This window comes from Escherichia sp. E2562, assembly GCF_005781075.1.
Classification (GTDB): Bacteria; Pseudomonadota; Gammaproteobacteria; order Enterobacterales; family Enterobacteriaceae; genus Escherichia.
Genome location: NZ_VATM01000004.1, coordinates 260940 through 272688, shown reverse-complemented (window position 1 = coordinate 272688; position 11749 = coordinate 260940). Strand labels below are relative to the sequence as shown.

At 52.9% G+C, this 11749-nt stretch carries 12 protein-coding genes; 7 read left to right on the top strand and 5 right to left on the bottom strand.

Features of this window, described 5'->3' with window-relative positions; genetic code table 11:
* Positions 1 to 2: 2 nt before the first annotated feature.
* Positions 3 to 674 carry a DNA-binding transcriptional regulator CecR gene (gene cecR, locus FEK43_RS08190; RefSeq protein ID WP_024191852.1) on the bottom strand — a complete coding sequence of 224 codons (672 nt, stop codon included), beginning with the start codon at positions 672 to 674 and terminating at the stop codon, positions 3 to 5.
* 228 nt (positions 675 to 902) lie between these two features.
* Here cecR and rhlE point away from each other — a divergent pair, with 228 nt between their 5' ends.
* The 7 genes from rhlE to ybiE all read left to right on the top strand — a co-directional run bounded on the left by rhlE (position 903) and on the right by ybiE (position 7805).
* Entirely contained in the window at positions 903 to 2267 is a 1365-nt protein-coding gene (gene rhlE, locus FEK43_RS08185) for an ATP-dependent RNA helicase RhlE (protein ID WP_135406239.1), read from the top strand.
* Between the two features lie 155 nt (positions 2268 to 2422).
* Entirely contained in the window at positions 2423 to 2863 is a 441-nt protein-coding gene (locus FEK43_RS08180) for a hypothetical protein (protein WP_135406240.1), read from the top strand.
* Complete coding sequence (locus FEK43_RS08175; RefSeq protein WP_135406241.1) at positions 2863 to 3144, top strand: type II toxin-antitoxin system RelE/ParE family toxin; 282 nt, start codon at positions 2863 to 2865, stop codon at positions 3142 to 3144. The genes FEK43_RS08180 and FEK43_RS08175 overlap by 1 nt, the downstream gene beginning before the upstream one ends.
* A gap of 170 nt (positions 3145 to 3314) precedes the next feature.
* Entirely contained in the window at positions 3315 to 5465 is a 2151-nt protein-coding gene (gene dinG, locus FEK43_RS08170) for an ATP-dependent DNA helicase DinG (RefSeq protein WP_135406242.1), read from the top strand.
* Positions 5466 to 5492: 27 nt separating this feature from the next.
* On the top strand, positions 5493 to 6455 hold the full coding sequence (gene ybiB, locus FEK43_RS08165; protein ID WP_135406243.1) for a DNA-binding protein YbiB: 963 nt from the start codon (positions 5493 to 5495) through the stop codon (positions 6453 to 6455).
* A gap of 139 nt (positions 6456 to 6594) precedes the next feature.
* Complete coding sequence (locus FEK43_RS08160; protein ID WP_135406244.1) at positions 6595 to 7665, top strand: malate/lactate/ureidoglycolate dehydrogenase; 1071 nt, start codon at positions 6595 to 6597, stop codon at positions 7663 to 7665.
* A gap of 80 nt (positions 7666 to 7745) precedes the next feature.
* Positions 7746 to 7805, top strand: coding sequence for a protein YbiE (gene ybiE / locus FEK43_RS23035; RefSeq protein WP_240783005.1), 60 nt, complete (start codon positions 7746 to 7748; stop codon positions 7803 to 7805).
* 13 nt (positions 7806 to 7818) lie between these two features.
* Here ybiE and ybiJ read toward each other — a convergent pair whose 3' ends face one another.
* The 4 genes from ybiJ to FEK43_RS08140 all read right to left on the bottom strand — a co-directional run bounded on the left by ybiJ (position 7819) and on the right by FEK43_RS08140 (position 11686).
* A complete protein-coding gene (ybiJ, locus tag FEK43_RS08155; RefSeq protein WP_130259773.1) occupies positions 7819 to 8079 on the bottom strand; it encodes a DUF1471 family protein YbiJ in 261 nt (86 codons plus the stop codon).
* A gap of 264 nt (positions 8080 to 8343) precedes the next feature.
* Positions 8344 to 8610, bottom strand: a complete 267-nt coding sequence (ybiI, locus tag FEK43_RS08150; protein WP_130259772.1) for a C4-type zinc finger protein YbiI — start codon at positions 8608 to 8610, stop codon at positions 8344 to 8346.
* Positions 8611 to 8683: 73 nt separating this feature from the next.
* On the bottom strand, positions 8684 to 9361 hold the full coding sequence (gene ybiX / locus FEK43_RS08145; protein ID WP_130205129.1) for a PKHD-type hydroxylase YbiX: 678 nt from the start codon (positions 9359 to 9361) through the stop codon (positions 8684 to 8686).
* Positions 9362 to 9403: 42 nt separating this feature from the next.
* Positions 9404 to 11686 carry a catecholate siderophore receptor Fiu gene (locus FEK43_RS08140; RefSeq protein ID WP_135406245.1) on the bottom strand — a complete coding sequence of 761 codons (2283 nt, stop codon included), beginning with the start codon at positions 11684 to 11686 and terminating at the stop codon, positions 9404 to 9406.
* Between the last annotated feature and the right edge of the window lie 63 nt (positions 11687 to 11749).

The following is an 11749-nucleotide window of genomic DNA, read 5'->3' as shown; positions in this document are numbered from 1 at the left end:
CACTACAAACTCCTTTGCGATAATCCTTGCAAAATCAGGTCGATATGACAGGTTACCGTCTGGTTAATCAGTTCGGTCTTTTCTTCATCGAACGCGGTCCAGCCGGTACGTAACAGAATCGTTTCTTTGCCGAGACGAAACGCCAGAATCTCACCAATCAACGCATGGGTATGAAGGATCATGCGGGTGTCATTGGCGTCGCAGCCGGTCCAGGCGGCAATCAGGCGTGTCAGGTGGCTGTGTAGCGGGCTAATCACCTGTTCATGCACCAGATGGTAGGCCGCCGTGGGAGAGAGCTGTTCACGGGAGATAAACTTGCTGAGGTTGACGGTGTCATCCTGGGTGAGCAGTTGGATCATGTTTCTGCAGGCGCGAAGGATCAGTTCGCGGATAGCGGCGCGATCCGGCTGTGGTTGTGCGAACAAGCGTTCGGCTTCCTCGGCGTGCGGACGGAACTGCTCGCCAATAAAATCGGCAATCCACTGGGCGCAGGCGAGGTACAAATCTTCTTTCGAACCGAAGTAATAGGTAATGGCAGCGATATTCTGCCCGGCCTGGGCGGCGATATCGCGGGTGGTGGCGTTCATTCCATACTCACCAAACTGTGCCAGTGCCGCAGCAATCAGCTGTTTTTTCGCCTGTTCACCTTTGGTTGTCATGGCAGGACTATTCATAGCACAGCCCATTCTTAATCAAATGATTGATTAAGATTATGACTCATTTTTAGCGTTGTCCAGTATGGCCAGGAATTTTAGCAACGCCAGTCACAGGGATAATTTATGCGCTGCGTCACAAAAACTGCTACACTCCGCTCCCTCATGACATTGTGGTTTTTGTCATTTTCCTTTTCAGTATCTCCCTGAAAACTACACCGGTAACGGTCGGGGCGGTTCGGAGTAGTTATGTCTTTCGATTCTTTGGGTTTAAGCCCTGATATCCTGCGCGCCGTTGCCGAGCAAGGTTACCGTGAACCCACCCCTATTCAGCAGCAGGCGATCCCTGCGGTGCTGGAAGGCCGCGACCTGATGGCCAGTGCCCAGACCGGCACGGGCAAAACAGCGGGCTTTACGTTGCCGCTACTACAACACCTGATTTCCCGCGAGCCGCACGCCAAAGGGCGTCGTCCGGTTCGTGCGCTCATTCTTACCCCGACACGTGAACTGGCGGCGCAGATTGGCGAAAACGTCCGTGATTACAGCAAATACCTGAACATTCGTTCGCTGGTGGTGTTTGGTGGTGTGAGCATTAACCCGCAGATGATGAAACTGCGTGGCGGCGTTGATGTGCTGGTGGCAACGCCGGGGCGTTTGCTGGACCTGGAACATCAGAATGCGGTGAAGCTGGACCAGATAGAAATCCTCGTCCTCGATGAAGCTGACCGCATGCTCGACATGGGCTTTATCCACGATATTCGTCGCGTGTTAACAAAACTGCCAGCGAAGCGCCAGAACCTGCTGTTCTCCGCCACTTTCTCTGACGACATTAAAGCGCTGGCAGAAAAGCTGCTACACAACCCGCTGGAAATCGAAGTGGCACGCCGCAATACCGCGTCTGATCAGGTGACCCAGCACGTTCACTTTGTCGATAAGAAACGCAAACGCGAATTGCTGTCGCATATGATTGGTAAAGGGAACTGGCAGCAGGTGCTGGTGTTTACCCGTACCAAACATGGCGCTAACCATTTGGCGGAACAGCTCAATAAAGATGGCATCCGTAGTGCGGCGATCCACGGTAATAAATCGCAAGGTGCGCGTACTCGTGCGCTGGCCGATTTTAAATCGGGCGATATTCGTGTACTGGTGGCAACTGACATCGCTGCGCGCGGTCTGGATATCGAAGAGTTGCCGCACGTCGTCAACTATGAACTGCCAAACGTACCGGAGGATTATGTCCACCGTATCGGGCGTACCGGTCGTGCCGCAGCTACCGGTGAAGCGTTGTCGCTGGTATGTGTTGATGAACACAAGCTGCTGCGTGATATCGAAAAACTGCTGAAAAAAGAGATCCCGCGCATTGCGATTCCGGGCTATGAGCCGGACCCGTCAATCAAAGCGGAACCAATCCAGAATGGTCGCCAGCAACGTGGTGGCGGCGGTCGTGGGCAAGGTGGTGGTCGCGGTCAACAGCAACCACGCCGCGCTGAAGGTGGTGCGAAGTCTGGTAATGCGAAGCCCGCAGAAAAACCGTCTCGTCGCCTCGGCGATGCCAAACCGGCTGGTGAGCAACAACGTCGTCGCCGTCCGCGTAAACCTGCCGTAGCTCAATAATCTTTTATGCCGGGCTATGCCCGGCATCTTCGCAACAAGTCTCTTTCTACCGCAATTTCACCCTGGACAATTTACGATCAAAAAATGCAATTTATTATTAATTGCGCTATCTTTAATTATAAATTGCATGACATATACAAAAAGGTTAGCGCATTATGGCACCAGAAACGATCGATCACTCAACCTTACATAAACTGGTTGAATCTGGCGTAGTGGATGCAGCACATGTTATTGGCACCCAGGGAGGCTGGTCGTTGACCGTGAAATACGGCCACACTGAACGGCCTCTTGCAGCACAACGCAGTCGGCAAATTCGCTTGTTTAAACGGCTGGAAACGGTTGTCAACTACCTGAAAGATGTTGGTATTGCCCGGTTTGAAGTCGACGCCTCTAATTACGACCCGGACGGTCAGAAGAAAACGACCCGACCTGACAGGGCAGAGGCATTAAAACGAGCTCATGAAGCTGCCGCGTATGATGCCTGGTTTCGTGAACAGGTGCTGGCCGCCATTGACGATCCACGCCCGGCGCTCTCTCATGAAGAGGCCAAAAGTCTATTTGCTGCCCGTAAAAAAGCCTTGTTGAAGGGGGATTAATGCGTCTGGAATGGAAGCCAATGTCCCTGTCTGACAGGGAGCAAATCATGAAATACATCAGTAAAGATAATCCGCAAGCGGCAATTGCCCTGGATAATCAATTTGAAGCCATTGCGGAACAGGCATGTGAACGCCCGGATATGTACCGGGCCGGACGAGTCGCTGGTACACATGAAGCCGTTGTCAGGCCGCATTATGTGCTTATCTATCAAGTGGAGGGCGATACGCTCTCGGTATTGCGTGTTTTACATACCGCCCTGCAATGGCCGCCAGCGCAATAAGCCTGCGTGCATTGTCTTTTACTACGCAATGATGCTTCTTCTGCTGCGGGAAAATCTCACCTCCAGTAAACGTTATTGCGAGCCGCTTTCCAGAAACAGAAAAACCATTACCCCTGAAAACCGAAAAATGCCACAATATTGGCTGTTTATACAGTATTTCAGGTTTTCTCATGGCATTAACCGCCGCGCTTAAAGCGCAAATCGCCGCCTGGTATAAGGCGCTTCAGGAACAGATCCCCGACTTTATTCCCCGTGCGCCGCAGCGGCAGATGATTGCGGACGTCGCCAAAACGCTGGCCGGAGAAGAAGGGCGGCATCTGGCGATTGAAGCGCCCACCGGCGTTGGGAAAACGCTCTCCTATTTGATTCCCGGCATCGCCATTGCCCGCGAAGAGCAAAAAACGCTGGTGGTGAGTACCGCCAACGTGGCGTTGCAGGATCAGATCTACAGCAAAGATTTACCGCTGCTGAAAAAGATCATTCCCGATCTTAAATTCACTGCCGCTTTTGGGCGTGGGCGCTACGTTTGCCCGCGTAACCTGACGGCGCTCGCCAGCACTGAACCCACGCAACAGGATCTGCTGGCGTTTCTTGACGACGAACTGACGCCAAATAATCAGGAAGAGCAAAAACGTTGTGCGAAGCTGAAGGGCGATCTCGACACTTATAAATGGGACGGTCTGCGCGATCATACTGATATCGCTATAGATGACGATCTCTGGCGTCGTTTGAGTACCGACAAGGCCAGTTGCCTTAACCGCAACTGTTATTACTATCGCGAATGCCCGTTTTTTGTTGCCCGTCGGGAGATTCAGGAAGCGGAAGTGGTGGTGGCAAACCATGCGCTGGTGATGGCGGCGATGGAAAGCGAAGCCGTATTACCTGACCCGAAAAATCTGCTGCTGGTGCTGGACGAAGGTCATCACCTGCCGGATGTAGCGCGGGATGCGCTGGAGATGAGCGCCGAAATCACCGCACCGTGGTATCGGCTACAGCTGGACTTGTTCACCAAACTGGTCGCTACCTGCATGGAGCAGTTTCGCCCGAAGACCATCCCGCCGCTGGCGATCCCTGAGCGTTTGAATGCGCATTGTGAAGAGTTGTATGAGCTTATCGCCTCGTTAAACAACATCCTCAATCTCTATATGCCTGCCGGACAGGAGGCAGAACACCGTTTTGCGATGGGCGAACTGCCTGATGAAGTGCTGGAGATCTGCCAGCGGCTGGCAAAACTCACCGAGATGCTGCGTGGTCTGGCGGAGTTATTTCTTAACGATTTAAGCGAGAAAACTGGTACTCATGACATTGTGCGTCTGCACCGTTTGATTTTGCAGATGAACCGCGCGCTGGGGATGTTTGAGGCGCAAAGCAAACTCTGGCGGCTGGCCTCGCTGGCGCAATCTTCCGGTGCGCCAGTGACCAAATGGGCGACGCGGGAAGAGCGCGACGGGCAGCTGCATCTCTGGTTTCACTGCGTGGGAATACGTGTTAGCGATCAGCTGGAAAGGCTGCTGTGGCGCAGTATTCCGCACATTATTGTCACCTCCGCGACCTTGCGATCGCTGAACAGTTTTTCGCGTTTGCAGGAGATGAGCGGGCTGAAAGAGAAAGCGGGCGACCGCTTTGTGGCGCTGGATTCTCCCTTCAACCACTGCGAACAGGGCAAAATTGTTATTCCTCGGATGCGCTTTGAGCCTTCCATTGACAACGAAGAACAGCACATTGCTGAAATGGCGGCGTTCTTCCGTGAGCAGGTAGAGAGTAAAAAACATCTCGGTATGTTAGTGCTGTTTGCCAGTGGGCGTGCGATGCAGCGGTTTCTCGACTATGTGACGGATTTACGGTTGATGTTGCTGGTGCAGGGCGATCAGCCGCGTTACCGTTTAGTTGAACTGCATCGCAAACGCGTCGCCAACGGTGAGCGCAGCGTACTGGTGGGTTTACAGTCTTTTGCCGAAGGGCTGGATTTGAAAGGCGATCTTCTCAGCCAGGTGCATATCCACAAAATCGCTTTTCCGCCTATTGACAGCCCGGTGGTGATCACCGAAGGAGAATGGCTGAAAAGCCTCAACCGCTATCCGTTTGAGGTGCAAAGCCTGCCGAGCGCCTCGTTTAACCTGATCCAGCAGGTTGGGCGTTTGATCCGAAGCCACGGCTGCTGGGGGGAAGTGGTGATTTACGATAAACGCTTGCTGACCAAAAACTATGGCAAGCGACTACTGGATGCATTACCGGTATTTCCGATTGAGCAACCGGAAGTCCCTGAAGGTATAGTTAAAAAGAAAGAAAAAGCGAAATCCCCACGCCGTCGGCGGCGTTAATGATGTGAGTCAGGTAAGGAGTCGTAAATGGACTATCGCAAAATCATTAAAGAGATCGGGCGCGGGAAAAACCACGCGCGCGATTTAGACCGGGATACTGCGCGCGGTCTGTATGCCCATATGCTCAACGGTGAAGTCCCTGACCTCGAGCTGGGCGGCGTATTGATTGCGCTGCGTATCAAAGGGGAAGGGGAAGCAGAGATGCTCGGCTTTTACGAAGCCATGCAAAATCACACCATCAAGCTGACGCCGCCTACCGGCAAGCCGATGCCCATTGTCATCCCCAGTTACAACGGTGCGCGTAAACAGGCCAACCTGACGCCGTTGCTGGCACTTCTGCTACACAAACTCGGTTTTCCTGTGGTGGTTCACGGCGTTAGCGAAGATCCAACCCGCGTGCTGACCGAAACCATTTTCGAACTGATGGGTATTACGCCAACGCTACATGCCGGGCAGGCGCAGGCGAAGCTCGACGAACATCAACCGGTGTTTATGCCTGTAGGCGCGTTTTGCCCGCCGCTGGAAAAACAACTGGCGATGCGCTGGCGGATGGGCGTGCGTAACAGTGCGCATACCCTGGCGAAACTGGCGACGCCATTTGCCGAAGGTGAGGCGCTGCGTCTTTCCAGCGTTTCGCATCCGGAATATATCGGGCGAGTCGCAAAATTCTTTAGCGATATTGGCGGACGAGCGCTGTTAATGCATGGCACCGAAGGTGAAGTTTATGCTAATCCGCAACGCTGCCCGCAAATCAATTTGATCGACCGTGAAGGGATGCGGGTGCTGTATGAAAAACAGGACACTGCTGGCAACGAGCTACTGCCACAAGCAAAAGACCCGGAAACCACGGCGCAGTGGATTGAACGTTGCCTGGCTGGCAGCGAACCGATTCCCGAGTCGCTGAAAATCCAGATGGCTTGCTGCCTGCTGGCGGCGGGTGAAGTGGCAACCGTTAACGACGGTCTGGCGCGCGTTAAACAATCATTTTAAGTTCTCCCCCAGCCGGATGATCACTGTCATCCGGTCTTTACTCCCCAGCAAAATCAAAGTGCAGCATCTTGATTGACCTTCCCGTGTGCGGCGCGCAGCATAAAAAAGCAACAGGCATATAACATAAAAGGAGTTAACCATGGAAAGTGGTCGTCGCTTTGATGCCCAGACGCTGCACAACTTTATCCTGGCTGTGTTTCGTCAGATGGGTAGCGAGGAACAGGAAGCAAAACTAGTAGCAGATCATTTAATTGCGGCAAATCTGGCAGGACATGATTCACATGGTATTGGCATGATCCCGAACTATGTGCGTTCCTGGCAGCAGGGTTATCTGCAACTCAACCATCACGCTAAAATTGTCAAAGATGCGGGGGCAATGGTCACGCTTGATGGCGATCGTGCATGCGGTCAGGTAGCTGCATATGAGGCAATGGCGCTGGGGATTGAAAAAGCACGCCAGCACGGCATTGCCGCCATAGCGCTGAGTAACTCACATCATATCGGGCGTATCGGTTATTGGGCGGAACAGAGCGCGGCGGCGGGATTCGTCTCTATCCACTTTGTCAGTGTGGTCGGGAGTAAGGCTGTTGCGCCATTCCGTGGCCGGGACAGTCGCTTAGGCACAAATCCGTTTTGCGTCGTCTTTCCTCGAAAAGATGGTTTCCCGCTGCTGCTTGATTACGCGACCAGCACCATTGCGTTTGGTAAAACGCGTGTCGCCTGGCATAAAGGCGTACCCGTGCCGCCAGGTTGCCTGATTGATGCTAACGGTGTGCCAACGACCAATCCGGCGGTAATGCAGGAGCCACCGTTGGGAGCGTTGCTGAGTTTTGCTGAACATAAAGGTTATGCTATGGCGGTGATGTGCGAAATTCTTGGTGGTGCGCTTTCTGGCGGTAAAACTACCCATCAGGACACATTGCAAAGTAGCCCCGATGCCGGTTTTAACTGTATGACCACTATTATCGTTAATCCGGAGTTGTTTGGTGCGCCGGAGTGCACAGCGCAAACAGAAGCCTTTACCCAGTGGGTGAAAGCTTCGCCGCATGATGAAGATAAGCCGATTTTGCTACCGGGCGAGTGGGAAGTGAACACGCGTCGTGAACGGCAGGAGCAGGGGATTCCATTGGATGCTGGGAGCTGGCAGGCCATTTGCGATGCAGCGCGACAGGTTGGTATGTCAGAAGAGACGTTGCAGGCTTTCTGCTAACAATTAGCCAGCTAAAAAAAGCCCGTCCAGTATCGGACGGGCAAACAAGGGTAACATAGGATCAATGAGGGTTAGAGCACATGCGTCTGTCGGCAAACAGACAGGGAAATACTTGTGCTGGATGTAGCGTAAACGCTTGATCCGGCTTACGAATTACTTATAAATTACCGCGGTACCACTTAATTTATTAGTGTTGGTGGCGGAAGTAATGCTGTAGCCACTAGCACCGGCTGCCGCAGCTTTCTCAGCCAGTTTCGCTTCCAGGGCATCGAGGGTGGATGCGCCATCGGCAGAAACTACGCCGATTTTGTTCATGCTCTGTGCCTGGGATGCCGTTACCGGTTCCGCGGCGAACACGCCAAATGACAGAGTTGAAAGAGCCATAGCAGCAACAACAGTATTGATAGTTTTCATAATTAATCTCTCGCAGGTGATTTTTGTTTAAGTGACGTTGTTTCGTCGATGTGATGAGTATCACGTTTTTTTTCGAGAGATAAAATCGAAGAGAATTGACCGCCTTGTTCAAATAAATTGATTGATATCTAACATATTGATAAACCATTTATTTGTTGTACTTATGGACCCGTTTTATATCGCGTGGCAGTCACGGTAGCGTTAAAGGCACGGAATGCCACGCAAAATACAAATTATACTCGCTATGCATCGCGCCAGTTGCAGTTAACGTAACTGGCTGTCTTTCGAACCTCTGCGATTATATCCTGTATAAGCTGGTTTTTGTAAATCTTTCTCCTGCTGACAATGAATGCATAAGCGCACGCCAGGAATGGCTTCCCGACGGGCCTGCGGGATGGGGGCGCCACACTCTTCACATTCATACAGGCTTTCGCCACGCGGAATTTCATCCCGAGCGCGAGCAATCGCATCTTCAATTGTACTGTTGATCTGTTCGTTGACGGCGTCATCGTTAGCCCAACCGGATGCCATATCGTCCCCCCCATATCAATGCTTGTACAGTTAAGTGTAGCTAATATAGGGACGAACTCGGGCAGTTCAAGCGTCAGATCTCCGACCATTCCCGCAGCAGATTATGATAAAGATTGAGCAGCGACAGGATCTCTTCACTTTCGCCATAGCGGCTTTTCAGCGACTGAATATTGTTGTCCAGTTCAAACAGCATGGCGCGCTTTTTATCATCGCGGATCATCGACTGGATCCACATAAATGATGCCACTCGCACGCCGCGGGTGACGGGTGTCACGCAGTGCAGGCTGCTGGAGGGGTACAACACCAGATCGCCTGCCGGAAGTTTTACCCGATGTTGTCCAAAGGTGTCATTAACGACCAGTTCGCCGCCGTCGTAGCTTTGTGGATCGCTCAAAAACAGCGTGGCTGAAAGGTCAGTGCGCATCCAGCCGTTTTGTGGATGACTGCGTACTGCGCCATCCACATGAAAACCATAAGTTTCATTGTTCTGATAGCGATTAAACAGCGGTGTGGAAAGGGTACGCGGCAAGGCAGCGGCAAAGAACAAAGCATGTTGGTTAACCGCGTTCAGCACCTCATTTTGCAGTGCGGCGTACAGGGCGCTACGGGTGTCCACTTGCTGATTGCTCTTAACTTGTGCGCCTTGTGCACCGGTGGTGACGCGTCCATCAACCCATTCGGCTTGTTCCAGTTGTTCGCGAAACCGGGCGACGTCCTGTGGCGATAGCACGCCAGGAATGTGGTACATCATACAAGTTCTCCAAAAAGTGGGGCCGTGCGCCCCACATCTGAATCAGAAATGCATATTGGCGGTGAGCAGGAACGTTCTTGGTTCGCCCGGGTGATAACGGTAGCCGCTCTTGTTGATCGAGGCGACGTAATCGGTATCAAACAGGTTGTAGACGTTTAGCTGGAAGTCGAGATTGCGATTAACCCGATACCCCAGTTTGGCATCGGCGACCCAATAACCTTCGGTAAATGCTGGCGTTCCCACCGCGCCGTCTGAACCTTTATGCATACTGCCGATGTAACGCGCGCCCGCGCCAACGGAAATATCATCGGTTGCCTGATATTGGCTCCATAAGGTAAAGGCGTGCTCCGGCGTATATGGCAGTGATGATGAACCATCCTGAGCCACGTCCGCGCCATTTTTAATGGTCGCTTTTTGCTGGGTATATCCGCCAATCACCTGCCACGCGGGCGTGATATTCCCGGCCACGGATATCTCATAGCCTTCGACGCGTTTCTTACCGTATTGCGAGTAAGTCCCGTCATCGTTTTGCTCAACTTCATTTTCGATATCAGTACGGAACAGCGCGGCGGTAAGCAACAGGCGTTTATCCAGCACCTGCCATTTGGTGCCAATCTCACTGGTGTTGGCTTTTTGCGGTTTAAAGTCGGTGCGGCTGGCGCTGTTACCGCTGCCAGACTGCGCAAGGGCGAAGTTGTTGCCGCCTGGCGGCTGCTGGGAAACGGCATAGTTAATATAGACATTGCCGTTTTCCGTCAGGTGATACAGCGCCCCGGCTTTCCAGTTCACCAGATTGCCCGACTTGGCAGTGTCGATGGTGGTGACCGGAGAGCCGTTTGCCACGCCAGCAGGGCAGGTGACTGCGCCGCGTCCACTGCCGCCGCAGGCGGTGGCACTGTCATATTCAGTATGATAATTATCCAGGCGGATCCCGCCGTTCAGCTCAAAATCACGGGTGATTTGCAGCGTATCGAAGGCATAAATTGCGAAGGTATCCGTCTGACCATCGGCGTTTGCGCCGTTGCGCGTCAGGCCGCCGGGATGAATGCTGCTGTCAGGATGATAAATATTCACCGCCGGTAACGTCACCGGATTAACGCCGTAGTTAGTCTGCGTTTCACGGGTAAATTCCACGCCAGTACTGACATCATGACCGACAGAGCCGGTATAAAATGTGGTAGTCAGGTTGGTCTGGTTGGTGAGAATTTTATTACTCACATCTTTGGTGTTCGCCGTACGTGACCAGGTCCAAGTATTCACATCGCTGGTGGGCTGGGTAATATTCGACGCCCCGCCCATAATCGCCGTCATCAGGTAATCCTGCTTCACGCGCGACCATCGAGTCGTATTGCGAATGGTGGTGTTATCGTTGATGTCGTGCTCAAAACGCATGGTGGCGGTATCGGTGGTCGAATCGTCGTAATCGGAATCCGTACCATAAAAGTTATGCGTATCAACTTTTCCGGAATGATTCAGTGCCGCCGTTCCCGCAGATGGTGCAGAATAGCCCGGCAAACCGATGGTCGGAATGCCGCCGTCTGGCGTGTTGTGCTGGGTGACATGCAGATAATTAAGATACAAACGATTCGCTGTGCCAAGGCCAAAAGCTACGGAAGGGGCGACGCCGTAACGCTCATTTTTGACTTTGTCGCGTCCGGCATCGTGCGTTTTTTCGCCCATTACATTCAGACGCACCGCGGAGGTATCGCCAATCACCTGATTGACGTCCAGTGTGCCGCGGCGGAACCAGGCGCTGCCAATACTGGCGGAGGCGTCAATGCCGGAATCATTGCGCGGCTGCTTGCTGATCATATTGATCGAGCCCGTCGGCGCGCTGCGCCCGTAGTCGGTGCCGGACGGCCCTTTAATCACTTCGACCTGCTCGGTATTGAAGGTGTCGCGCGAGACGCTGCCGATATCGCGAATGCCATCAATATAAATACTGTTAGAGGTATCGGCACCGCGCATATAAATGGCGTCGCCAGTGGTGGAGTTACCGTTCTCACCAGCAAAAAATGCGCCTACGCCGGGGACGTTTTTGAGTGCGTCGGTAAGGTTAGTCGCGCCCTGATCTTTAATCACCTGTTCGGAAATCACCGTCATCGTGCGGGTCGTATCCGCTACCGGACGCGAGAATTTCGGATCGGCAGATTGTTGTGGCGCATAAAGCGAAGGCGTTGATGCTTCGACAACCAGCGTGTCATCCGCGTTAGTTTGCCCTTCGGCGGCGAGTGCCTGTGCCACAGGCGTGATGCCAATACAAAGACCGGCAAAGAACGTGAGCGAATGAAATTGTCTGGCAGGGAAATTGCGATTGTTTTCCATTTAGCAGGTGACTTTTTCTTATATGTTTAAGTTTTCACTGTCACGAGAAAGCATCTCTGCGGA

Excerpts from the sequence above, each read along its gene's own strand:
- dinG (WP_135406242.1), top strand. The coding sequence starts at position 3,315 with ATGGCATTAACCGCCGCGCTTAAAGCGCAAATCGCCGCCTGGTATAAG.
- FEK43_RS08160 (WP_135406244.1), top strand. The coding sequence starts at position 6,595 with ATGGAAAGTGGTCGTCGCTTTGATGCCCAGACGCTGCACAACTTTATC.
- ybiJ (WP_130259773.1), bottom strand. The coding sequence starts at position 8,079 with ATGAAAACTATCAATACTGTTGTTGCTGCTATGGCTCTTTCAACTCTG.
- ybiX (WP_130205129.1), bottom strand. The coding sequence starts at position 9,361 with ATGATGTACCACATTCCTGGCGTGCTATCGCCACAGGACGTCGCCCGG.
- cecR (WP_024191852.1), bottom strand. The coding sequence starts at position 674 with ATGAATAGTCCTGCCATGACAACCAAAGGTGAACAGGCGAAAAAACAG.
- FEK43_RS08140 (WP_135406245.1), bottom strand. The coding sequence starts at position 11,686 with ATGGAAAACAATCGCAATTTCCCTGCCAGACAATTTCATTCGCTCACG.
- FEK43_RS08175 (WP_135406241.1), top strand. The coding sequence starts at position 2,863 with ATGCGTCTGGAATGGAAGCCAATGTCCCTGTCTGACAGGGAGCAAATC.
- FEK43_RS08180 (WP_135406240.1), top strand. The coding sequence starts at position 2,423 with ATGGCACCAGAAACGATCGATCACTCAACCTTACATAAACTGGTTGAA.
- rhlE (WP_135406239.1), top strand. The coding sequence starts at position 903 with ATGTCTTTCGATTCTTTGGGTTTAAGCCCTGATATCCTGCGCGCCGTT.
- ybiB (WP_135406243.1), top strand. The coding sequence starts at position 5,493 with ATGGACTATCGCAAAATCATTAAAGAGATCGGGCGCGGGAAAAACCAC.
- ybiI (WP_130259772.1), bottom strand. The coding sequence starts at position 8,610 with ATGGCATCCGGTTGGGCTAACGATGACGCCGTCAACGAACAGATCAAC.